The sequence below is a fragment of the Janthinobacterium sp. GW822-FHT07H11 genome, assembly GCF_058798615.1.
This window is the reverse complement of sequence record NZ_CM179507.1, coordinates 4,637,601-4,659,004: the sequence shown is the minus strand read 5'-3', so window position 1 is coordinate 4,659,004 and position 21,404 is coordinate 4,637,601. Positions and strand designations below refer to the sequence as shown.

At 63.2% G+C, this 21,404-nt stretch carries 22 protein-coding genes; 17 read left to right on the top strand and 5 right to left on the bottom strand.

What is annotated here, in order from left to right:
- Positions 1–38 precede the first annotated feature (38 nt).
- The gene (locus AC3RCJ_RS20480; RefSeq protein ID WP_034779265.1) at positions 39–545 is read right to left on the bottom strand and encodes a DUF1993 domain-containing protein; all 507 of its coding nucleotides are present in this window, start codon (positions 543–545) and stop codon (positions 39–41) included.
- A 263-nt stretch (positions 546–808) separates the two neighbouring features.
- Here AC3RCJ_RS20480 and AC3RCJ_RS20475 point away from each other — a divergent pair, with 263 nt between their 5' ends.
- Positions 809–3,925: an EAL domain-containing protein gene (locus AC3RCJ_RS20475; RefSeq protein ID WP_492964324.1), complete on the top strand. Its 3,117-nt coding sequence runs from the start codon at positions 809–811 to the stop codon at positions 3,923–3,925.
- Positions 3,926–3,943: 18 nt separating this feature from the next.
- On the top strand, positions 3,944–6,217 hold the full coding sequence (locus tag AC3RCJ_RS20470) for a xanthine dehydrogenase family protein molybdopterin-binding subunit (RefSeq protein WP_492964323.1): 2,274 nt from the start codon (positions 3,944–3,946) through the stop codon (positions 6,215–6,217).
- Positions 6,218–6,223: 6 nt separating this feature from the next.
- Here the strand turns inward: AC3RCJ_RS20470 and AC3RCJ_RS20465 are convergent, their stop codons facing one another.
- Entirely contained in the window at positions 6,224–6,652 is a 429-nt protein-coding gene (locus tag AC3RCJ_RS20465; protein WP_492964322.1) for a thioredoxin family protein, read from the bottom strand.
- A 277-nt stretch (positions 6,653–6,929) separates the two neighbouring features.
- On the opposite strand from AC3RCJ_RS20465, the gene AC3RCJ_RS20460 reads away from it, so the two are divergent.
- The 3 genes from AC3RCJ_RS20460 (at position 6,930) to AC3RCJ_RS20450 (ending at position 9,641) form a co-directional block, all read left to right on the top strand.
- Positions 6,930–7,847, top strand: a complete 918-nt coding sequence (locus tag AC3RCJ_RS20460; protein WP_492964321.1) for a 23S rRNA (adenine(2030)-N(6))-methyltransferase RlmJ — start codon at positions 6,930–6,932, stop codon at positions 7,845–7,847.
- Between the two features lie 67 nt (positions 7,848–7,914).
- Positions 7,915–8,205: a hypothetical protein gene (locus AC3RCJ_RS20455; RefSeq protein ID WP_492964320.1), complete on the top strand. Its 291-nt coding sequence runs from the start codon at positions 7,915–7,917 to the stop codon at positions 8,203–8,205.
- 158 nt (positions 8,206–8,363) lie between these two features.
- A complete protein-coding gene (locus AC3RCJ_RS20450) occupies positions 8,364–9,641 on the top strand; it encodes an EAL and HDOD domain-containing protein (protein WP_492964319.1) in 1,278 nt (425 codons plus the stop codon).
- Between the two features lie 13 nt (positions 9,642–9,654).
- On the opposite strand, the gene AC3RCJ_RS20445 is transcribed toward AC3RCJ_RS20450, so the two are convergent.
- Together AC3RCJ_RS20445 and AC3RCJ_RS20440 are read right to left on the bottom strand one after the other, a co-directional pair.
- Positions 9,655–10,404, bottom strand: coding sequence for an SAM-dependent methyltransferase (locus AC3RCJ_RS20445; protein WP_492964318.1), 750 nt, complete (start codon positions 10,402–10,404; stop codon positions 9,655–9,657).
- 18 nt (positions 10,405–10,422) lie between these two features.
- A complete protein-coding gene (locus AC3RCJ_RS20440; RefSeq protein ID WP_492964332.1) occupies positions 10,423–11,031 on the bottom strand; it encodes a Maf-like protein in 609 nt (202 codons plus the stop codon).
- Positions 11,032–11,241: 210 nt separating this feature from the next.
- Here AC3RCJ_RS20440 and AC3RCJ_RS20435 point away from each other — a divergent pair, with 210 nt between their 5' ends.
- The 11 genes from AC3RCJ_RS20435 to AC3RCJ_RS20385 all read left to right on the top strand — a co-directional run bounded on the left by AC3RCJ_RS20435 (position 11,242) and on the right by AC3RCJ_RS20385 (position 19,647).
- Positions 11,242–11,739: a YceD family protein gene (locus tag AC3RCJ_RS20435; RefSeq protein WP_492964317.1), complete on the top strand. Its 498-nt coding sequence runs from the start codon at positions 11,242–11,244 to the stop codon at positions 11,737–11,739.
- Positions 11,740–11,987: 248 nt separating this feature from the next.
- Entirely contained in the window at positions 11,988–12,170 is a 183-nt protein-coding gene (gene rpmF, locus AC3RCJ_RS20430; protein WP_034749653.1) for a 50S ribosomal protein L32, read from the top strand.
- A gap of 209 nt (positions 12,171–12,379) precedes the next feature.
- Positions 12,380–13,447 (top strand): phosphate acyltransferase PlsX, encoded by a 1,068-nt coding sequence (plsX, locus tag AC3RCJ_RS20425; RefSeq protein ID WP_492964316.1) that lies wholly within the window; start codon positions 12,380–12,382, stop codon positions 13,445–13,447.
- 15 nt (positions 13,448–13,462) lie between these two features.
- On the top strand, positions 13,463–14,461 hold the full coding sequence (locus AC3RCJ_RS20420; protein ID WP_492964315.1) for a beta-ketoacyl-ACP synthase III: 999 nt from the start codon (positions 13,463–13,465) through the stop codon (positions 14,459–14,461).
- Positions 14,462–14,493: 32 nt separating this feature from the next.
- Positions 14,494–15,435, top strand: coding sequence for an ACP S-malonyltransferase (fabD, locus tag AC3RCJ_RS20415; protein ID WP_492964314.1), 942 nt, complete (start codon positions 14,494–14,496; stop codon positions 15,433–15,435).
- 53 nt (positions 15,436–15,488) lie between these two features.
- Positions 15,489–16,232 (top strand): 3-oxoacyl-ACP reductase FabG, encoded by a 744-nt coding sequence (fabG, locus tag AC3RCJ_RS20410; RefSeq protein ID WP_492964313.1) that lies wholly within the window; start codon positions 15,489–15,491, stop codon positions 16,230–16,232.
- 178 nt (positions 16,233–16,410) lie between these two features.
- Complete coding sequence (gene acpP / locus AC3RCJ_RS20405) at positions 16,411–16,650, top strand: acyl carrier protein (protein ID WP_008449912.1); 240 nt, start codon at positions 16,411–16,413, stop codon at positions 16,648–16,650.
- A gap of 29 nt (positions 16,651–16,679) precedes the next feature.
- Positions 16,680–17,930 carry a beta-ketoacyl-ACP synthase II gene (gene fabF, locus AC3RCJ_RS20400; RefSeq protein WP_492964312.1) on the top strand — a complete coding sequence of 417 codons (1,251 nt, stop codon included), beginning with the start codon at positions 16,680–16,682 and terminating at the stop codon, positions 17,928–17,930.
- Between the two features lie 130 nt (positions 17,931–18,060).
- Positions 18,061–18,558 carry a hypothetical protein gene (locus AC3RCJ_RS20395; protein ID WP_492964311.1) on the top strand — a complete coding sequence of 166 codons (498 nt, stop codon included), beginning with the start codon at positions 18,061–18,063 and terminating at the stop codon, positions 18,556–18,558.
- Between the two features lie 66 nt (positions 18,559–18,624).
- Positions 18,625–19,248 carry an RNA polymerase sigma factor RpoE gene (gene rpoE, locus AC3RCJ_RS20390; protein ID WP_492964310.1) on the top strand — a complete coding sequence of 208 codons (624 nt, stop codon included), beginning with the start codon at positions 18,625–18,627 and terminating at the stop codon, positions 19,246–19,248.
- Between the two features lie 72 nt (positions 19,249–19,320).
- On the top strand, positions 19,321–19,647 hold the full coding sequence (locus AC3RCJ_RS20385; RefSeq protein WP_492964309.1) for a sigma-E factor negative regulatory protein: 327 nt from the start codon (positions 19,321–19,323) through the stop codon (positions 19,645–19,647).
- A gap of 26 nt (positions 19,648–19,673) precedes the next feature.
- Here AC3RCJ_RS20385 and AC3RCJ_RS20380 read toward each other — a convergent pair whose 3' ends face one another.
- Entirely contained in the window at positions 19,674–19,985 is a 312-nt protein-coding gene (locus AC3RCJ_RS20380) for a hypothetical protein (RefSeq protein ID WP_492964333.1), read from the bottom strand.
- Here AC3RCJ_RS20380 and AC3RCJ_RS20375 point away from each other — a divergent pair.
- A complete protein-coding gene (locus AC3RCJ_RS20375) occupies positions 19,888–21,381 on the top strand; it encodes a DegQ family serine endoprotease (protein WP_492964308.1) in 1,494 nt (497 codons plus the stop codon). The genes AC3RCJ_RS20380 and AC3RCJ_RS20375 overlap by 98 nt on opposite strands.
- Positions 21,382–21,404 lie beyond the last annotated feature (23 nt).

The following is a 21,404-nucleotide window of genomic DNA, read 5'->3' as shown; positions in this document are numbered from 1 at the left end:
CATTGAGGGTCTGACCCCGGTACTGTTGACGCTAACGATCAATAACTACCAATAAAATCTTTCTTGCCGACTTCAATGCCGTTATGGCGCAGGATGTCGTAGGCCGTCGTCGCGTGGAAGAAGAAGTGCGGCAGCGCGTAGTGGAACAGATAGGTCTGGCCCGTGAAGTGCTTGGTCTTTTCGCCGCTGCCGGTGGTGATGGCGCGCGTTTCGCTGCCGTCGATGTCCGCTTGCGGCAGGCTTTCCAGGAAGGCGATGGTTTTCACGATGCGCGCCTTAAGTTCAGCAAAGCTCTGTTCGCTGTCTTCGTACGGCGGCACGGCCACGCCGGCCAGGCGCGCGCCGCAGCCCTTGGCGAAGTCGGTGGCGATCTGGATCTGGCGCACGAAGGGCAGCATGTCCGGGAACAGGCGGAACTGCAGCAGGGCGTTCGGGTCGATCTTCTTGTCTTGCGCGTGGGTTTCAGCCTTGTCGAGGATGGCGGCCAGGCTGCCCAGGATTTGTTTGAAGACGGGGATCGATGCGGAATAGATGGAGAAGGTCATGGTGGTTCCTCTAGGTGAAGTGGCGCGATGATAGCAAGCCGCGCGCTTTTCTGCTGGCGGGCACATCGCGTGCCGCGGCACCTGTGGTTTTTCCAGCCTGCCGATATGGCACGAGGTGGCCCGCGCCGTGTGTTTATTGGTGACTTTTCCCGCTTTTTGCATGCATAATTGCTCTTGAAAAAGTTTCTTCCCGCCACCCGCACGTTGACTCCCCTGTAAAAGTTCGATGATCGCTCGCCTGATCCCTGTTGCCCCGTTCCCGCATGGCTAATTCTTCCTTTCGACGCTGGCGTTCCAGCCTGGGCGCCCTGTATGGCTCGTCGATCTATGGCGCCCTGCTGCTGGTGGTCTTCGGCGGCCTGGTGCTGCCTGCCATCATCGGCAGCTACCTGCTGGTGGGCGTGCACGAACGCCAGTCGGCGCGCACCAGCCTGAACGAGGCGCTGCAGCGCAACGCCGATATCCTGGCGCTGGGCATGCAGGAATCGCTGTGGAACATGAATGCGGAATCGGCCCATTCGCTGGTCGAGTCGGTGATGCGCGACCGCGCCGTGCTGCTGGTGCAGGTGGTGGGGCAGGGCGACACGGAATTCATCCGCCTGCAGGCGCCGCAGCGTTCCGTCGGCAATCGCTACCGTGCCGAGCGCGACATCCTCGTGCATGGCGAGCGCATCGGCCATATCGTCGTCGAGATGGACGATGCGCGCAGCCAGCAGGAGTTGCGCGAAAAGCAGCGCTCCTATATTTTCGTGCTGGGCGCGCAGCTGGCCGTGTCGATGGCGCTGATCGTGCTGTTCCTGAACCGCCGCCTGCTCAAGCCGCTGCGCCGCTTGATGCGCTTTTCCGACCGGCTGTCGCACGGCGATTTCGACACGCGCCTGGAATCGGGCAGCAATGACGAGCTGGGCCGCCTGGCCACCCAGCTGGAGCAGATGCGCGCCGCCATCGGCCAGCTGTTCGAGGACGTGGGGCAGCGCGAGGAGCGCTTCCGCACCATCGTCACGCAGGTGCCGGGCGCCGTCTTCCGCTACCGCCCCGACGGCCCCATCGATTTCGTCAGCGATGCCATCGAAGACATCGCCGGCTATTCGGCGCGCCAGTTCATGCGCGGCAGCACGCATGCCTGGGCCGACCTGATCTGCCCGGAAGACCGCCGCGAGCACCGCCGCGCCGTCAGGCAGGCGGTGCTCGAGGTGCGGCCGTATGCGCTGGAATACCGCATCATCGACGCCTTCGGCACCGAGCGCTGGGTGGCCGAGAATGGCCAGCCGCAGGCGGGCGAGCAGGGCGTGAGCTGGGTCGACGGCATCATTGCCGACATCAGCCAGCGCAAGCACCACGAGATGCGCATCGAAGCGCTGCTGACGGAGCAGAGCGCCATCCTCGACAACGTGATGTTCGGCGTGATGTTCGTGCGCCACCGCCGCATCGTTTCGGTGAACCGCCGCTGCGAAGAGCTGTTTGGCTACGGGCATGGCGAAATGACGGGCAATTCCACCGCCATCGTGTTTACCAGCGCCTACGATTTCGAGGAGGCGGGCGAGCGCCAGTATCCGGCCCTGGCGGCCGGCGGCGACTTCAGCGAGGAGCGCCAGTACCGGCGCCGTGACGGCGGCCTGCTGTGGGCGCTGGTCAGCGGTTGCGCGCTCGATCCGCTGCGCCCCAACGAGGGCAGCATCTGGGTGTATGCCGACATCACCGCGCGGCGCGAGGCGGAGGAAAAGCTGCGCCTGTCGGCCACCGTGCTCGAGCACATCGCCGACGGCGTGATGGTGGTCGATGCCAGCGGCATCATCGTCACCGTCAATCCCGCCTTCACGCAGATTACCGGCTACAGCGAGGCCGAGGCGCTGGGCCGGCATTCCTCGCTGAACCGCTCGCAGCGCCACGACGCCGCGTTTTACCAGGCCATGTGGGATGAACTGATCGCCAGCGGCTTCTGGCGCGGCGAGGTCTGGCACCAGCGCAAGAATGGCGAGGTCTACCTGGAATGGCTGACCATCAGCGCCGTGCGCGACACGCGCGCCGTCACCACCCATTACGTGGGGGTGTTCAGCGACATCACCCTGGCCAAGGAGTCGCAGGAAAAGCTCGACCACATGGCGCACCACGATCCGCTGACGGCGCTGCCGAACCGGCTGCTGTTCCACGACCGCCTGCAGCACGCCTTGCTGCGCGCCGCGCGCGACCTGGAACAGCTGGCCGTCCTGTTCATCGACCTGGACCGCTTCAAGAACGTCAACGACACCCTGGGCCACCACGTGGGCGACGAATTGCTGCAACAGGTGGCGGGCCAGCTGTCGGCCCGGCTGCGCGAAGGCGACACGCTGGCGCGCCTGGGCGGCGACGAATTCATCGTGCTGCTCGAGCGCATCGACGGCGAGTATGGCGCGACGCAGGTGGCGGAAAAGCTGATGACCATGTTCGAGCAGCCGTTCACCGTGGCCGGCCATGAACTGTTCGTCACCTGCAGCGTGGGCATCAGCCTGTATCCGGACGATGCGCTGGATTTGAACATGCTGATCCGCAATGCCGACGTGGCCATGTACCAGGCCAAGGCGCGCGGGCGCAACGGCTACCGCTTCTATGCGCCGTCGATGACGGGCGAGGGCGTCGAACGGCTGCGCCTGGAAACCTTTTTGCGCCGCTCGATCGAGAAGAACGAGATCTTCCTCAATTACCAGCCGCAGGTGGAGATCGACACGGGCCGCCTGGTCGGCGTCGAGGCGCTGGTGCGCTGGAACCATCCGGAGCTGGGCCTGGTGCCGCCGGCGCGCTTCATCCCGCTGGCCGAGGACAGCGGTTTCATCAACCAGCTGGGCAAATGGGTGCTCGACGAGGCGTGCCGCCAGATGATGCGCTGGCAGGCGCAGGGCCTGCGCGTGCCGAAGATGGCCGTGAATCTGTCCGTAAAACAGTTCGAGCGGGGCAGCATCGCCGGCATGGTGGCGGCCATTCTGCAGGAAACGGGACTCGAGCCGCAGCGGCTGCAGCTGGAAGTGACGGAATCGGTGATCATGAACACGGGCGATGCGCTGGGCTTCATCAACGACTTGCACGCCATCGGCGTGGGACTGGCCATCGACGACTTCGGCACCGGCTATTCCTCGCTCGCGTATTTGAAACAGCTGCCCGTGCAGACGCTGAAGATCGACCGCTCCTTCATCAAGGATATCTCGACGGACGTCAATGACGAAGCGATCGCGATCGCCATCATCCAGCTGGGCAAGAGCATGCACCTGTCGGTGATCGCCGAAGGCGTGGAGACGGAAGAGCAGGCCGCTTTCCTGCTGCGCCACGGCTGCAAGCTGGCGCAAGGCTATTTTTATAGCCGTCCGGTGCTGGCACAGGATATGCTGGAGCGCTGGATCGATGATTAACCAAATAGAGGGTATCCCATGGCCGGAGAAAAAAATACGTCGCGCCGCCGTTTCCTGCTCGGCGGCCTCGGTCTCGGCGTGGCCGGCGTGGGCGCCCTGGTGCTGGGCTGGGGCGTGCTGCCGCCGCGCCAGCGCCTGAACGGCAGCGCGCCGCTGCCCGTGCCCGTGGGCGCCGTGGCCCTGAACGGCTGGCTGGCCATCCAGGCCGACGGCACGGTCATCCTGGCCATGCCGCGCAGCGAAATGGGGCAGGGCGTGCACACGGCCTTGCCGATGCTGGTGGCCGAGGAACTCGACGTGGCCTTGTCCAGCGTCAAGCTGATCCAGGCGCCCATCGATAAAATCTTCGGCAATGTCGCCATGCTCAAGGACAGCCTGCCCTTCCACCCGGACGACCAGGGCCGCGTCAAAGCGCTGGCGCAGTGGACGGTGGCCAAGGCCGCGCGCGAGCTGGGCGTGATCGTCACGGGCGGTTCATCGAGCGTGAAGGATGGCTGGGGGCCGATGCGCGAGGCGGGCGCCTGCGCGCGCGCCATGTTAGTGAAGGCCGCCGCCGCGCAGTGGCAGGTGCCGGCCGCGCAATGCCGCACGCAGAATGGCGCAGTCATGCACCCGGACGGCCGGCGTGCCAGCTACGCCAGCCTGGCGCGGCGCGCCGCCGCCATCGATCCGGGCACGCCCGTGCTCAAATCGCCCAAGGATTTCAAACTGATCGGCCAGCCGGCGCCGCGCCGCGACACGCCGTCGAAAGTCAATGGCAGCGCGCGCTTCGGCATCGATGCGCGCCCGCCCGGCATGCTGTACGCGGCCCTGCAGCTGCCGCCGCGCCTGGGCGATGGCGTCGCCTCGTTCGATGCGGCGAGCGTGCTGGCGCTGCCCGGCGTCAAAAAGGTGGCGGACCTGACGCCGGCCCTTGGCCGGCGCGGTGTCTCCTGCGTGGCCGTCGTGGCCGACACGTACTGGCGCGCGAAGACGGCCGCCGCCGCCCTGGCCGTGCAGTGGACGGCCGGGCCGCAGGCGGGCCTGTCCAGCGCGAGCATCCTTGCCGAGTTTTCCCGCCTGCTCGATGCCGAGGCGGGTTTTGCCTATCATGCCAGCGGCGAGGTCGAAGGCAAGGCGGCGCAGGCACTGCGCAGCGTCAAGGCCGAGTACCGCGCGCCCTTCCTCGCGCACGCGGCCATGGAACCGGTCAACTGCACCGCGCAGGTAACCAATGGCAAGGTGATGCTGTGGGTCTCGACGCAGGCGCCCGGCATCGCCGTCGACGTGGCGGCGAAGGTGGCCGGCGTCGACGCGAAGGATGTCAGCATCGAGGTGCTGCTGCTCGGCGGCGGTTTCGGCCGCCGCCTGGAAGTGGATATGATTGCGCAAGCCGTGGCCATCGCCCTGCAGTGCGATGGCGCACCCGTGCAGCTGGTGTGGACGCGCGAGCAGGACACGCAGCACGATATGTACCGTCCCGCCGCGCTGGCGCGGTTTGCGGCACGTCTGGACGAGCACGGCCGCATCGCTTCCTGGGACAATAAATCCGTCAGCGGCTCCATCACGCACCAGTACCTGCAGCGCAATTTCGGCTTGCCCGGCGCGGGGCCGGACAAGACCACGGCCGAAGGCGAATTCGACATGCCGTATGAAATCGCCAACCAGCGCATCGCCCACGTGATCGCCGACAGCGCCGTGCCCATCGGCTACTGGCGCTCGGTCGGGCATTCGCACAATGCATTCTTCAAGGAAAGTTTTATCGACGAGCTGGCGCACGCGGCGGGGCAGGACGGCATCGCCTTCCGCCGCGCCATGTTACTGAAGCACCCGCGCCACCTGGCCGTGCTCGATGCGGCCGTCGCCAGGGCGGGCAGTGCGCCGCCCGGCCATGCGCATGGCGTGGCCCTGCACCAGTCGTTTGGCAGCATCGTCGCGCAAGTGGCGCAGGTGTCCGTGGAAAATGGCGAAATCCGCGTGCAGCGCGTGGTGTGCGCCATCGATTGCGGCATCGCCGTCAATCCGAACATCATCGCCCAGCAGATGGAGTCGGCCGTGCTGTTCGGCCTGTCGGCGGCGCTGGGCGGCGAGATCACCTTCAAGGATGGCAAGGTGGAACAGAGCAATTTCCACGACTATCCGGTGCTGCGCATGGGCCAGACGCCGGCAGTGGAAACCATCATCATCGCCAGCGCCGAGCATCCCGAAGGCGTGGGCGAACCGGGTACGCCGCCGATCGCGCCGGCCGTGGCCAATGCCGTGTTCAGCCTGACGGGGAAACGCCTGCGCAGCCTGCCGCTGCGCCTGGCTTGAGGTGGATCAGGCCAGGGTGGCGGCCAGCAGGTTGCGCAGATTGCAGTCGCGCTGCCAGTCGCGCCGCTCCTGCGTGCTGCCGGCCAGCGCCGCCAGTTCGTCCCCGCTGAGGGCTTGCTGCGCCTGCACCATGCGGTGCGCCAGGCCGCCGTCGGGCAGCACGGTGCCGAAGAAGGCCACGTTATCCTCGCGCTGGATCAGCAGGGTGGGGAAGTTGTCGATGTCGAGGTCGCCCACCACGTCGGCCTGGTCTTCGATGTCGATCCAGATGAAGACGGTGTCCGGGTGGCGCGCGGCCAGTTCCTCGAACGTGGCGCGGTAGCTGCCGCAAGTGCCGCACCACAGCGCGCACAGGCAGGCCACGGTCCAGCGCGGGCCGGCCAGGGCTGCCGCGATGTCGCCGCGGTTATCGGTCGTGAGGGTCAGGCTGTGCATGGTCGTATCTAATCAGTAGGCGGATGGGCGCGGGGCGCCCGATGCGCGTATTCTACCGCGCCCGGCCACCTCGGTCCCAAGAATGCATGAGCTTGTTTGGCGGTGTTTTTTGATGTAACTCACCTTTCTAGTGGATAATGCTGGTAATTGCGCGCTGATTACGCTGGTCCATGCTGTTTCCTGGCCCCGCAGCCTGACCCCTCCAGTCTGTTCTCAAGCCCTGCCCGGTGTCAGCGCTCCCGCCTTTGTTTATTTTTATTATGGAATTAGCCAGCTTATGTTGAGTTACCGCCACGCCTTTCACGCGGGTAATCACGCCGATGTGTTGAAACATTATGTGCAGATTCAGTTGTTGCAGTACATGAATCAAAAAGATACCGCCTACAGTTATATCGATACCCATTCCGGCGCGGGCGTGTATGCGCTCGACGGCGGCTATGCGTCGAAGAATGCCGAGTACGAAACGGGCATCGCCCCCCTGTGGGACCGTACGGACTTGCCGGCCTCGCTGTCCGAGTACATGAAGCTGATCAAGGAAATGAATCCGAGCGGCAAGATGCGCTATTACCCGGGTTCGCCGTACTGCGCCGACAAGGTCAGCCGCGAGCAAGACCGTCTGCGCCTGTTCGAGCTGCATCCCGCCGATGCCAAGATCCTGGCCGACAATTTCCGCAAGGTCGAGGCGCATGCGCTGGCCCAGGGCGAGCGTCCGACCGTGCGCGGCAAGCGCGTGATCATTACCAAGGCCGACGGTTTCCAGAGCCTGAAGGCGCTGTTGCCGCCGCCATCGCGCCGCGCGCTGGTGCTGATCGACCCGCCGTACGAAGACAAGATGGATTACCGCAAGGTCAAGGACACCCTGGCCGACGCGCTCGTGCGCTTCCCGTCGGGCATCTACGCCGTCTGGTACCCGGTGCTGCAGCGCATGGAATCGCGCCAGTTTGCCGACAAGCTCAAGCAATTGCCGGCGTCGGACTGGCTGCACGTGACCCTGACGGTGAACACGCCGTCGCCGGACGGCTTCGGCTTGCACAGCAGCGGCATGTTCATCCTGAATCCGCCGTACACGCTGGAGCCGATGTTGCGTGAAGTCATGCCTTACCTGGTCAAGGTGCTGGGCCGCGACGACGGCGCCAAGTTCGTGCTGGAAACGGGCAAGGGCGGACAGAAAAACACGGGCACGCGCCGCGTTTAATCGCCCGGCAGGCAGCACGCCGCCAGCTGGGCGCCTGGCCCGCGCGCAAGATAAATCGCGCGACAGCATGGGCAGCAGGCCGGCCACCATCCCTTCCGTGGTGCCGATGCAAAGCACGTACGAGCCCGGCACGAAGGCGGCCATGGCGGCGGCATCGTTGCTGGCGCGCAACTCTCCCGTCTGCCGGCCCCGCAGGATGGCTTGCTGCATGCCTTTTTCCAGGATGCCGAAGTTCTGGCGCACCGGTTCCTTGACCCCGTCCTGTGCCGCCGCCGCGTCATGGCCGCGCCGCCAGCAAGTGTCCATCACCGGTTCCTGCTGGAATTGTCGTGGTCGCGCCATGGCCGGCCTGCATTGATATGGAACGATCATGCGCATAATCATGCGCACACACATCAGTGCAGAACAGGGGAGGCAAAAGAGAAGGCGTTATACTTGGCGCCAAGTGCCGGATTTGCCCGGTGCCCGGCCAGCCGCAGCCCGAACGCGGCTCAGCAGTATCGTCGGACCCAGTGTATGACTATTACGCCGCAAGTGCCGGCAGCGCCGCACGATTTTTTCCTGACCCGCCAACCGATCCTGAACCGCGACCAGCGCCTGGTCGCATATGGTTTGCTATTTTGCAATTCCGACTCGCGCCAGGCCGCACCCGAGGGCGGCGGCGCGGCGGCGACGGCCACCGTCATGGCGCATGCCGCCGACCTGGGCCTGGAGCAGGTGGTGGGCTTGCAGCTGGCCTTCATTCACGTCGATGCCGTGGCCTTGATGAGCGACTTCATCCGCTTCCTGCCGCACCACCGCGTGGTGCTGGAAATCCTCGGCACGGTGCGCGCCACGCCGGCCGTGCTGGCACGCATCAGCGAACTGCGCCAGGAGGGCTTCCGTTTTGCCCTTGCCGATGCGGGCGCGGCATCGCCGGACGTGCCGTGCTTGCTGCCCTTGATCGATGTGGTCAAGGTCGATATCGCCCAGCTCGCTCCCGAGGCGCTGCGTCCCTTGGCGCAAGAGTTGGCATTGTCGCGCAAGAAATTGCTGGCGGAAAAAGTGGAAACCCTGGAGCAGTTCGAGCAATGCCTGGCGCTGGGCTTTGATTTTTTCCAGGGCTATTATTTTGCCCGTCCCATCCTCTTGAACGGCAAGAAAATGTCGGCGTCCGAGCTGGTCATCCTGCGCGCGCTTGACTTGCTGCAGTCTGATGCGGACAACCGCGATATCGAGCGCTGCATCAAGCATGATGCGGTGATCAGCCTGAATTTATTGCGCCTCGTCAATACCCCCGCCGTCAGCGCCGGGGCGCGCATCGAGACCCTGGGCCAGGCCTTGCTGGTGCTGGGACGGCGCCAATTGCGGCGCTGGTTGCAGATCTTGCTGTACGTCAAGCCGGGGGCGGCCGCGCAATTTGCCTCGCCGCTGCTGCAGCTGGCCACCACGCGCGGCAAGCTGCTGGAATTGATGGCGGAAAAACTGCGCCCTGGCCAGCCTCAATTCGCGGACGTGGGTTTCACCGTCGGCATCATGTCCTTGATGGATGCACTGTTTTCCATGCACATGAGCGAAGTCGTCAGCAGCATGCGCGTGCATGGCGCCGTCAGCGATGCGCTGCTGCTGCGCCATGGCGAGCTGGGCCAGATGCTGGCGCTGGTGGAGCGGCTGGAGCAGGCCGATGACGGTGCCGCCACCCGGGCCATGCTGGAGCGCCTGGCGCTTTCCGAGAGCGAACTGGGCGCGATCCAGGTGGCTGCCTACGAGTGGGTCAACAGCTATGTGCAGGGCATGTCGCGCGCCGCGCACTGACGCCTTGCCGGGCTTATTGCCCCAGCAGCAGGAAGACGGTGGGCTTCTTGTGGAAGTCCGGCGCCTTGCCGGCGGCCAGCTGTTTTTTCCATTGCCCGCCATTCCAGGTCTGCACGCTTTCCGTTTCCAGGCTCAGGTCGGTGGCGACGCAGATCAGGGTCGAGGGCTGGCATTGCGCCACCAGCGCCTCGAGCATGGCCGCGTTGCGGTACGGCGTCTCGATGAACAGCTGGGTTTGCTTTTCATTGCGCGAACGGCTTTCCAGGTCCTTGATGCGCTTGGCGCGCAGGGCCGCATCGGTGGGCAGGTAGCCGTTGAAGGCAAAGCTCTGGCCATTCAGGCCGCTGGCCATCACGGCCAGCAGGATCGACGACGGTCCCACCAGCGGACGCACGCGGATGCCATGCTGGTGCGCCAGGCGCACCAGGTCGGCGCCGGGATCGGCCACGGCGGGTACGCCCGCTTCCGACACGAGGCCCGCGTCGCGGCCGGCCAGCAGCGGTGCCAGCAGGCCGGCCAGCGCCTGCGCCGGGGTATTCACGTTGAGTTCGGAAATGGTGATTTCCTGCAGCGGCCTGGCCAGCGGATGCTGGTTGCCGATCAATTTCAAAAAGGCGCGCGCCGTCTTGGCATTTTCCGCGACGAAATAATCGAGCTGCGAGGTGAGTTGCCGCACCTGCTCGGGAATGATGTTGGCCAGCGGGTCGATGGCGCCATCGGACAGGCCGAGGTGGTTGGGGATCAGGTACAGGGTGCCGGTCATATTCTTCTTGTCGGTAATTTAAATGGTGAAAAACGCCACGCCCGCCTTGCGCAGCATGCCGGTCAGGGCGATCAGCGGCAAGCCGGTGAGGGCGGTCGGGTCGCTGGTGGCGATGCGTTCGAGGATGGCGATGCCCAGGCCCTCGTTCTTGGCGCTGCCGGCGCAATCGTAGGGCTGCTCGATGCGCAGGTAGGCGTCCAGCTCGGCATCGGGCAAGTCGCGCACGGTAACCAGGGTTTGCACATCTTCCACCTGCGCCACGGGCGGCGATTGGCGGCCGTCGAGCAGGCACAGGGCCGTGTGGAACACCGTCTGGCGCCCGCGCATGGTTTGCAGCTGCCGCAAGGCGTTGGCGTGGTCGCCGGGCTTGCCGATCTGCGCGCCATCGAGCGTGGCGACCTGGTCGGAGCCGATGACGAGGCTGCCAGGGTAGCGCTCGAGCACGGCCTGCGCCTTGGCCTGGGCCAGGCGCAGCGCGGTGGCGCTGGGGCTTTCGCCTGGCAGGGGACTTTCATCGAGATCGGGCACGGCCACCTCGAAAGGCAGCTGCAGGCGTGCCAGCAATTGCTTGCGGTAGGCGGAGCTCGATGCAAGAATCAAGCGCGATGGGGCGGAAGTTGGTATCATTCGGTAGCGGATGGCGGCTGACAAGGCCGTCAGTGTAGTGCGTCTGGCCCGCTTGCGGTAGTTCTTGCGCAATTGCCGGGCGGGCGCCCCCATCATGCGGTCCGCCGCGGCACGGCAGAGTTGGTAATTGTGTAAAAAATCTGCCTGGCCTTTGACTCGGCGCTGAAAACCCTGTTATTATCGCAGGTTTTCCGGGGAAATTTTCTACCAATGAATGCTTTTGTGATCGACGCCTTTGATTTTTGTCGTATCAGCGGGAGCCGCGAGGGTGTGACTCCTGTCGCTGAAATGACCCGGTTGACCAAGGATTGCGCAGATGCTTCCGGCGACATCGCCTGGAAGATCGTTGGCGGCACCAGCAAGCTGGGCTACCCGCAACTGACCTTGTCGGTCAACGGCACCGTTCAGCTGGTATGCCAGCGCTGCCTGACTCCGTATGCTTACGCAATCGATTCGACGACCACGCTGATGCTGGGCAAGGATGACGAGCACGCAGACGAGATCGAAGAAATCATCGATGATGAGACGATCGACGTGATCGTCGGCAGCCGCAGCATGGATGCCGCGGCCCTGATCGAAGATGAAGCCTTGCTGGCCCTGCCGCAGGTACCCAAACACGAGGTCTGCCCCGATACGGCGCAGCTCGATGCTCTCAAGACTGAAAAGAAGTCGCCATTTGCGGCGCTGAAGGACTTGAAGCCAGAATAAAGCAGTAAAGAGATCCTTGGATAGCCGTGGCGAGCGGGCAGCGCAACAGGTTTTCGAAGTTCTCGTATCAAGAACGTGTCAAACGCGTGTGGTAATCGAGTATGGCAATGTGTAGTGAAACGTAGCATGTAATAAACGATGTCGGTCCGGGCTATTTTCGGGTAGTCTTTGCCGCTGGGATACTCGATTCGCATGTATTTGCCAATCGAATGTGCTAAAATTTTAGAACTTATGTATTAGGAGTCATCATGGCAGTTCAACAGAACAAGAAAACCCCTTCCAAGCGCGGCATGCACCGTTCGCACGACTTCCTGGTCGCGCCGCAATTGAGCGTCGAGCCAGTTACCGGCGAAACACACATGCGTCACCATATCAGCCCTAACGGCTTCTATCGTGGCCGTAAAGTGTTGAAGACCAAAAACGACGAGTAATCGACGTTTTTGTTGGGTAAGATGAAAGCGGTGTTGCGTGGTTATTCGGCGTGGCGCCGCTTCTTCTTTTTTATCGGCTGCAATTCATCTTGCACACCGTCATTTTGAATCAAGCTGCCCAGGTCTGTGCATGATATGCTGCGCCCTGCATATGCGACAGTCCGATTCACATCTTGCCGCACGCCCGCAGCGGTACTGAATCAACACAAATGACAATCAAAATTTCTATCGACTGCATGGGCGGAGATCACGGTCCCTCAGTCACTATCCCCGCAGCAATTTCCTTCGTAAAACATGAGCCAGAAGCCGAACTGATCCTTGTAGGATTGGAAGACGTGATCCGTGCCGAACTGAAAAAACATAAAGCCGATACGCATCCGCGCCTGTCGGTAATGCATGCCTCCGAACAAGTTACCATGGACGACCCCCTCGAAGTGGCGCTGCGCCGCAAGAAGGACTCCTCCATGCGCGTGGCCATCGAACAGGTGAAGAACGGCGTGGCGCAAGCCTCCGTTTCGGCCGGCAATACGGCCGCCCTGATGGCCGTGTCGCGCTATGTATTGAAAACCATGTCCGGCGTCGACCGCCCGGCCATCTGCAGCATCTTGCCGAATCAAAAGAACGGCCCCACCTATATGCTGGACCTGGGCGCCAACGTCGATTGCGAACCGCATCACTTGCACCAGTTCGCCATCATGGGTTCCGTGCTCGTTTCCGCCATGGAAGGCATCGAACGCCCGACGATCGGCTTGCTGAACGTGGGCACGGAAGATATCAAGGGCAATGAAGTCGTGAAGCTCACGTCCAAGCTGCTGCAGGCCGACCACGACCGTGGTGCGCTGAATTTCTACGGCAACGTGGAAGGCAACGACATCTTCAAGGGCACGACCGATATCGTCGTCTGCGACGGTTTTGTCGGCAACGTCACCCTGAAAGCCATCGAGGGCCTGGCGCGACTGGTGAAGGACGTGCTCACGTCCGAATTCAAGCGCAATGCGCTGACCATGCTGGGCGCGCTGATCGCCCGCGGCGCCCTGAAGGCCATCGGCAACCGCCTGAATCCCTCGCGTTACAACGGCGCCAGCCTGCTGGGCTTGCGTGGACTCGTCTTCAAGAGCCATGGCAGCGCCGATGCCTATTCCTTCGAATGGGCCTTGCGCCGCGCCTTTGATGCGGCAAAAAATGACGTGCAAGCGCACCTGGCCAGCCTGATCGCCGAGCTGATGCCGCGCACGCCAGTACCGGACGAACCTACTTCAACAAGCTCTACCATTTAGTGGACGGGTACTTGCATGACTGTTTTTAGCAAAACTTACAGCAAAATTATCGGCACCGGCAGCTATTTGCCGGAGAAGCGCGTCACCAACCAGGATTTGACCGAACAGCTCGCCGCCAAGGGCATCGAGACCTCGGATGAATGGATCGTCTCGCGCAGCGGCATCTCGGCGCGCCATTACGCGGCGCCGACGCAAAATTCCTCGGACCTGGGCGTGGAAGCGGCCAAAAAGGCCCTGGAAATGGCTGGCCTGAACGGCAACGACCTGGACCTGATCATCGTCGCCAGCTCGACCCCCGATTTCTTCGGCAGCTTCCCCAGCACGGCCTGCATCGTGCAAAACAAGCTGGGCATCACGAACAACTGCGCCGCCGTCGACGTGCAAGCCGTCTGCAGCGGCTTTGTCTATGCCGTGGCCACCGCCGATAGTTTCATTCAATCGGGCATGCACAAGAACGTGCTGGTGATCGGCGCCGAAGTGTTTTCGCGCATCCTCAATTTCGACGACCGCGGCACCTGCGTGCTGTTCGGCGACGGCGCCGGCGCCATCGTCATGACGGCCTCGAAAGAGCCGGGCATCCTGGCCACCAAGCTGCACGCGGACGGCCGCCACTCGGACATCCTCAGCGTGCCGGGCAGCCTGGCCGGCGGCGCGCTGGCCGGCAGCGCCTTCCTGTACATGGATGGTCCGGCCGTGTTCAAGCTGGCCGTGTCCGTGCTGGAAAAGGTCGCGCACGAAGCCCTCGACCACGCCAACATGACGTCGGACCAGATCGACTGGCTGATCCCGCACCAGGCGAACATCCGCATCATGAACAGCACGGCCAAGAAACTCGGCTTGCCGCTGGAGAAGATGGTCGTCACCGTCGACCAGCATGGCAATACCTCGGCCGCCTCGATCCCGCTGGCGCTCGACATCGCCGTGCGCGACGGCCGAGTAAAAAAGGGCGACAACGTCATGATGGAAGGCGTGGGCGGCGGCTTTACCTGGGGCGCCGTGCTGGCGCGCATGTAATCCCGCAACACTATTAAAAAAACGGAGTCGACATGACACAATTTGCATTTGTTTTCCCAGGCCAAGGCTCGCAAGCGATTGCGATGCTCGACGGCTTCGCCGGCAATCCCGTGGTGGCGCAGACTGTCGCCGAAGCGTCGGACGCCCTGCAATTCGACCTGGGCAAGCTGATCGCCGAAGGTCCGAAGGAAGAGCTGGACCTGACCACCAACACGCAACCGGTGATGCTGACGGCGGCCGTGGCCTTTTACCGCGCCTGGCTGGCGGCCGGCGGCCCCGTGCCGACGGTCGTGGCCGGCCATAGCCTCGGTGAATACTCGGCGCTGGTCGCCGCCGGCGTCATCTCGTTCAAGGATGCCGTGCCGCTCGTGCGTTTCCGCGCGCAAGCGATGCAGGAAGCCGTGCCGGTAGGGCAGGGCACGATGGCTGTCGTGCTGGGCCTGTCGGACGACGACGTGCGTGCCGCCTGTGCGGAAGCGGCGGCGGAAAACCCGGCCCTGGTGGTCGAGCCCGTCAATTTCAATGCGCCGGCACAAGTAGTCATCGCCGGCCACACGGCTGCCGTCGAGCGCGCCTGCGAACTGGCCAAGGCCAAGGGCGCCAAGCGCGCCATGAAGCTGCCCGTTTCGGCGCCGTTCCACTCGTCGCTGCTGAAGCCGGCCTCGGACCGCCTGCGCGAGTACATGGCCGGCCTGACGTTCGCCGCGCCGCAGATCGCCCTGATCAACAACGTCGACGTGGCCATCGTCAATGACCCGGCCGGCATCAAGGACGCGCTCGTGCGCCAGGCCGCCAGCCCCGTGCGCTGGGTGGAAACCATGCAAAAAGTCGCGGCCGACGGCATCACGCAAGTGATCGAGTGCGGCCCGGGCAAGGTCCTGATGGGCCTGGCCAAGCGCATCGATCCCGTACTGGTGGGCGACGCCATCGTCGACCAGGCCTCGCTGGAACGCATTTTGACGCAGCTCAAGTAAACAGCAAACGGCAGTGCAGTGGCGGCTGCCGTCAGCCATCTTTAAGGATACTCATGAATTTAGCAAATCAAGTCGTGCTGGTCACGGGCGCCTCGCGCGGCATCGGCCGCGCCATCGCCACCGAACTGGGCAAGCAGGGCGCCACCGTGGTCGGCACCGCCACCTCGGAAAGCGGCGCGCAAGCGATCACCGATTACCTGGCCGCCGAAGGCGTGGCGGGCAAGGGCCTGGTACTGAACGTCACCGATGCGGCGCGTTGCGCGCAAGTCGTCGATGAAGTGCAGAAAGCCTATGGCAGCCTGTCCATCCTGGTCAACAATGCGGGCATCACGCAAGACCAGCTGGCCATGCGCATGAAGGACGAGGAATGGGATAGCGTGATTTCGACCAACCTGTCGGCCGTGGGCCGCCTGTCGCGCGCGGTCCTGCGCGGCATGATGAAAGCCAAAACTGGGCGTATCATTAACATCACGTCCGTGGTGGCGTCGTCGGGCAATCCGGGGCAGATGAACTACGCGGCGGCCAAGGCCGGCGTGGAAGGCATGAGCCGCGCGCTGGCGCGCGAGATCGGCAGCCGCAACATCACCGTGAACTGCATCGCCCCGGGCTTCATCGATACCGACATGACCAAGGCCCTGAGCGCAGAGCAGCACGCGGCGCTGTTGACGCAAATTCCCCTGTCGCGCCTGGGCAAGCCGGAAGACGTGGCAGCGGCGGTGGCCTTTCTGGCCTCGCCGCAGGCGGCGTATATCACGGGCACGACCCTGCACGTGAACGGCGGCATGTACATGAATTGATGTGAACGCTAGACCGGGCGGGCGTTTGTGGCATGATTCAACGGTCGTTTTTGTCTATAATCGCATCTTTTAGCAGCAGCTTCGGTCGAATTAGCAGCAGACACCGAAATTAGTATTCGGACGCGCAAACCTGATAAAATGCGCGCACTTTCCGTAACACACACTTTGGAGCCATAACATGTCGGATATCGAACAACGCGTTAAGAAAATCGTCGCTGAGCAACTGGGCGTTGCAGAAGCAGACATCAAAATCGAATCCTCCTTCGTCGACGACCTGGGCGCCGATTCCCTGGACACCGTGGAACTGGTCATGGCCCTGGAAGATGAATTCGAAATGGAAATCCCTGACGAACAAGCTGAGAAAATCACCACCGTGCAACAGGCGATCGACTACGCCACTGCACACGTCAAGGCCTAAGCCTGTCTGACCGACTTCAGGAGAATCGCTTGAGCCGTTCTAAAAACCGTCGTGTTGTTGTAACCGGCCTGGGCTGCGTTTCACCTGTCGGCAATACTATTGCCGAGGCGTGGGGCGCAATCGTCGAAGGTAAATCCGGCATTGCCACGATTACCAAGTTCGATGCACAGCCATTCACCACGCATTTTGCCGGTGAAGTCAAAGGCTTCAATATCGAAGAGTATATCTCCGGTAAGGAAGCCCGCCATATGGATACCTTTATCCATTACGGCATGGCTGCGGGCATCCAGGCGATGCAGGACTCCGGCCTGGAAGTGACCGAGGAAAACGCCGAGCGCATCGGCGTCATCATCGGTTCCGGTATCGGTGGCTTGCCGCTGATCGAGGAAACCAAGTCCGAGTACGAAAAGCGCGGTCCGCGCCGTATTTCGCCCTTTTTCGTGCCTGCCTCGATCATTAACATGATCTCTGGCAACCTTTCGATCAAATATGGTCTGAAGGGCCCGAACCTGGCGATCGTCACGGCGTGTACCACCGGCTTGCACAGTATCGGCGCGGCAGCGCGCATGATCGAGTACGGCGATGCCGACGTCATGATCGCCGGCGGTGCCGAATCGACCGTGTCGCCGCTGGGCCTGGGCGGTTTCGCCTCGGCACGCGCCTTGTCGACCCGCAACGACGATCCGGCAACGGCATCGCGTCCGTGGGATGCCGACCGCGACGGCTTCGTGCTGGGCGAGGGCGCTGGCGTGATGGTGCTGGAAGACTACGAGCACGCGGTGGCCCGTGGCGCCAAGATCTATGCCGAAGTGCATGGTTTCGGGATGAGCGCAGATGCTTATCACATGACCTCGCCGCTGGAAGATGGCAGCGGCGGCAGCAAATCGGTGATCGCGGCCCTCAACAACGCCGGCTTGAACGCGGATCAGATTCAATACCTGAACGCGCACGGCACGTCGACCCCGCAAGGCGACGTGGCGGAAGTGATGGGCATCAAGCGCACCTTCGGCGAGCATGCCAAGAATCTGGTCGTCAACTCGACCAAGTCGATGACGGGCCATTTGCTGGGCGGCGCGGGCGGTCTGGAAGCGGTGTTTACGGTCCTGGCATTGCACCATCAGGTGTCGCCGCCGACCATCAACATCTTCAACCAGGATCCCGCTTGCGATCTCGATTTCTGTGCCAACACGGCGCGTGATATGAAGATCGATTATGCAGTGAAAAATTCGTTCGGCTTCGGCGGGACGAATGGCACGCTGATTTTCGGTAAAGCGAAATAAGCAGGAACTTTCAAGCGCTCGCTGCGGTCCAACCGTAGTGAGCGCTGATTCGGCGCCAACGTTCGTTGGCGCCTGAATTTGCCCGGCATGGTGCCGGCGCGCCTGAAGTTTTTCCCATTGAGTGATGCGTATGTCGATCGCGGTATCGGCTGTCGTCCGCACGCCTGTCTGTTTGCGTTTGCTGCAAGCTTGCCTGGGCCTGTGCGCGCTGTTGGCCGCCTGGCCATTGTCGGGCATCGGCAGCGCGCCAGCACTGCCTGGCATGGCCGTGGGCGGCCATGCACTGGGCGCGCTTGGCGCACTGTGCAGTGCGGCCGGCGGGCTGTTTTTGCTCGCTTTGCTGCGCCTGCGCAGAAAGCCGCTGCTCCTTGATATTTCGCCGGTTGGCCAGTTGCGCCTGACGGTATATCTGGAACATGGCGCGGAACATGGCAGGGATGGGGCGTTGCCCGTGCTGCGCCTGCTGCCGGGGTCCACCTTGTGGCCGGACCTGCTGGTGCTGTGCCTGGCAGACGCAGCAGGGCGGCGCGCCACCGTGCTGGTGCAGCGGGGGCGCGGCGCTTGTCCGGCTTTCCGGCCACTGGCGGTGGCTTGCCGCGCCATTGCGGTACGGCAGAGGGAAGAATAAAAGTGGGGCGAACACTGAACTTCTTGCAGCGGGCCAACTCTATATCCATACAGGCGCCCACGCTGCATGACTACAGGGACATTGGGCGTGAGGACAGAGCGCGAGTATGACCAGCTACTGGTCGAGCGGGTGCAGGCCGGCGACAAGCGGGCGTTTGACGTACTGGTATCGAAGTATCAGCGTCGCTTGATGCGTCTTGTGTCGCGCCTGGTGCATGACCCGGCGGAGGCCGAAGATGTGGTGCAAGAAACCTTTATCAAGGCGTACAGGGCGCTGCGGCACTTCCGTGGCGATGCCGCCTTTTATACGTGGTTATACCGCATCGGCATCAATACGGCCAAGAACCACCTCGTTACCCAGGGCCGCCGCGCCGCCACGTCCAGCGACGCCGATGCCGAGCAGGCGGAGTCCTTCGATGACGGCACTAAATTACGCGATAACAATACCCCCGAATCCGTGCTGGCCAGCAAGCAGATCGCCGCGACCGTCAATGCGGCCATGGATGTGCTGCCCATCGAGTTGCGCACGGCCATCGTGTTGCGCGAAATCGAGGGGCTGAGCTATGAAGAAATATCGGAGATCATGGCGTGCCCCATCGGCACCGTGCGCAGCCGCATTTTCCGGGCGCGCGAAGTGATCGCGGAAAAATTGAGGCCTTTGTTGGACATGCCGATTGACAAGCGCTGGTAATGTGATGAGTATGGGGTTGGCATGGCTGCGCTCGGTTTTCGCACCGATTTTCTTGAAATGGCAGGGTCTATCATGGACACGCACACGGGGTTGCACGAAAATATATCCGCCTTGCTCGATGGCGAACTGGCGGCCAGCGAACTCGAACTGGCCTTTGCTGCCCTCGATACGGACTCGGGCCGGCAGGCGTGGGATCTCTATCACCGCATCGGCGATGCCTTGCGCTCGGGCCAGTGCGGCCATGAACTGGGACCGCACTTCGAGGCCCGGCTGGCCAGCCGCCTCGAGGTCGAGGCGCAGCATGTTCCCGCACTGCTGCCGACACCGGGGGCCGCTCCGCTCGTGCAGCCGGGCGCGGCCGAGCCGCTCGACGCGGTGCCCGTGGCGCAGCAGCGCTAGGGTGGACCTGGCCCCGCGCGCCAGGCTTACGCGGGGCTTAATGCCGGCCTGCGCCTCTTGACACTGGCCTTCTGCACGATTGACACTATGAACAGGCAATATCTTGCTTTTGCGATATATTGTTGTATGGTTTGCCATGCGTGCTGCCCGGTGTGTTTGCCCCCGGCATGCCATGATGAAGGCGAATCAGCCACGCAGGCAATCGCCTGATCCGTTTTAATATTCGAAAAGATCCTTTCCATGAAAAAAACCATGTGTGCCGCCAGCAAGACGATTTCAGTAAAGACGCTTTCCGCCTTATTGTTCGGTACTGCCGGCGTTTTCTTTGCCCCCGCCATGCTGGGTCTCGCGCCGCAGGCGCATGCTGCCGTGGCAACCGTGAAACTGCCTGATTTTTCGGACCTGGTCGACGCCGTCGGCCCGGCCGTCGTGAATATCCGCACCACCGAGCGCCTGAAGATGGGCGGCCCCGGCATGGGCGGCCAGGACGAGCAGGAAATGCAGGAATTCCTGCGCCGCTTCTTTGGCGGCGCCATGCCGACGCCGCGCCAGCAGGCCCCGCGCGGCCGCCGTTCCGCGCCGCAGGAGCAGGAGGTGCAGCGCGGCGTCGGTTCCGGCTTCATCATCTCGGCCGATGGCTATGTGCTGAGCAATGCGCACGTGGTCGATGGCGCCGATGAGGTGTATGTGACCCTGACGGACAAGCGCGAATTCAAGGCCAAGGTGATCGGCGCCGATGCGCGCACCGACGTGGCGCTGCTGAAGATCGAGGGCGGCAACCTGCCGCGCCTGACCATCGGCGACTCGAACAAGATCCGCGTGGGCGAATGGGTGATCGCCATCGGTTCGCCGTTCAACCTGGAAAATACGGTGACGGCCGGCATCATTTCCGCCAAGTCGCGCGACACGGGCGACTACCTGCCGCTGATCCAGAGCGACGTGGCCGTCAATCCCGGCAATTCGGGCGGCCCGCTGATCAATATGCGCGGCGAGGTGATCGGCATCAACTCGCAGATCGCCACCTTGTCCGGCGCCTACAATGGCATTTCGTTTGCCGTGCCCATCGATGAAGCCATGCGCGTGGGCGAGCAGTTGAAGAAGACGGGCAAGGTCGTGCGCGGCCGTATCGGCGTGCAGATCGGCGAAGTGAGCAAGGAAGTGGCCGAATCGCTGGGCTTGCCGAATGCCAAGGGCGCGCAAGTGTCGATGGTGGAGGCGGGCGGTCCGGCCGACAAGGCGGGCATCAAGCCGGGCGACATCATCGTGAAATTCAATGGCTTGCCGATCGAGCGCTCTTCCGACCTGCCGCGCCTGGTCGGTGGCGCTCCCGTCAATGGCAAGGCCACCGTCACCGTCTGGCGCAAGGGGGCGCAGCAGGATATTCCCGTCACCGTGGTCGAACTGGAAGGCGAGAAGACGGCCAGGAAGGGCGCCAAGGAGCCGGAAGCGCAGGCCGTCAACGCACTGGGCCTGAAGGTCAGCGACGTGCCGGCCGCGAAGAAGCAGGAATTGAAGATCGACGCGGGCGTGCAGGTGGATGATGCCGACGGCGTGGCCGCCATGGCGGGCCTGCAGCCTGGCGATGTGATCTTGCAGCTGAACAATGTGGCCGTGAAGGATGCCAAGCAGTTCAATGCGCTGGTGGCCAGGCTCGATCCGAAGAAGCCCTCGGCCGTGCTGGTGCGCCGTGGCGACGTGGCCCAGTTCGTCTCACTGCGTCCGTCGGCGAAGTAAAATGTGATCATCCCGCATTCCGG

Coding starts and splice junctions, on each gene's coding strand:
- plsX (WP_492964316.1), top strand. CDS start 12,380: ATGACAATCAAAATTTCTATCGACTGCATGGGCGGAGATCACGGTCCC.
- AC3RCJ_RS20455 (WP_492964320.1), top strand. CDS start 7,915: ATGGGCAGCAGGCCGGCCACCATCCCTTCCGTGGTGCCGATGCAAAGC.
- AC3RCJ_RS20380 (WP_492964333.1), bottom strand. CDS start 19,985: ATGGCGGGGGCAAAGAAAACGCCGGCAGTACCGAACAATAAGGCGGAA.
- fabG (WP_492964313.1), top strand. CDS start 15,489: ATGAATTTAGCAAATCAAGTCGTGCTGGTCACGGGCGCCTCGCGCGGC.
- AC3RCJ_RS20450 (WP_492964319.1), top strand. CDS start 8,364: ATGACTATTACGCCGCAAGTGCCGGCAGCGCCGCACGATTTTTTCCTG.
- AC3RCJ_RS20460 (WP_492964321.1), top strand. CDS start 6,930: ATGTTGAGTTACCGCCACGCCTTTCACGCGGGTAATCACGCCGATGTG.
- rpmF (WP_034749653.1), top strand. CDS start 11,988: ATGGCAGTTCAACAGAACAAGAAAACCCCTTCCAAGCGCGGCATGCAC.
- AC3RCJ_RS20395 (WP_492964311.1), top strand. CDS start 18,061: ATGTCGATCGCGGTATCGGCTGTCGTCCGCACGCCTGTCTGTTTGCGT.
- AC3RCJ_RS20435 (WP_492964317.1), top strand. CDS start 11,242: ATGAATGCTTTTGTGATCGACGCCTTTGATTTTTGTCGTATCAGCGGG.
- AC3RCJ_RS20480 (WP_034779265.1), bottom strand. CDS start 545: ATGACCTTCTCCATCTATTCCGCATCGATCCCCGTCTTCAAACAAATC.
- AC3RCJ_RS20445 (WP_492964318.1), bottom strand. CDS start 10,404: ATGACCGGCACCCTGTACCTGATCCCCAACCACCTCGGCCTGTCCGAT.
- AC3RCJ_RS20385 (WP_492964309.1), top strand. CDS start 19,321: ATGGACACGCACACGGGGTTGCACGAAAATATATCCGCCTTGCTCGAT.
- AC3RCJ_RS20440 (WP_492964332.1), bottom strand. CDS start 11,031: ATGATACCAACTTCCGCCCCATCGCGCTTGATTCTTGCATCGAGCTCC.
- fabD (WP_492964314.1), top strand. CDS start 14,494: ATGACACAATTTGCATTTGTTTTCCCAGGCCAAGGCTCGCAAGCGATT.
- AC3RCJ_RS20465 (WP_492964322.1), bottom strand. CDS start 6,652: ATGCACAGCCTGACCCTCACGACCGATAACCGCGGCGACATCGCGGCA.
- AC3RCJ_RS20475 (WP_492964324.1), top strand. CDS start 809: ATGGCTAATTCTTCCTTTCGACGCTGGCGTTCCAGCCTGGGCGCCCTG.
- AC3RCJ_RS20420 (WP_492964315.1), top strand. CDS start 13,463: ATGACTGTTTTTAGCAAAACTTACAGCAAAATTATCGGCACCGGCAGC.
- AC3RCJ_RS20375 (WP_492964308.1), top strand. CDS start 19,888: ATGAAAAAAACCATGTGTGCCGCCAGCAAGACGATTTCAGTAAAGACG.
- AC3RCJ_RS20470 (WP_492964323.1), top strand. CDS start 3,944: ATGGCCGGAGAAAAAAATACGTCGCGCCGCCGTTTCCTGCTCGGCGGC.
- acpP (WP_008449912.1), top strand. CDS start 16,411: ATGTCGGATATCGAACAACGCGTTAAGAAAATCGTCGCTGAGCAACTG.
- rpoE (WP_492964310.1), top strand. CDS start 18,625: ATGACTACAGGGACATTGGGCGTGAGGACAGAGCGCGAGTATGACCAG.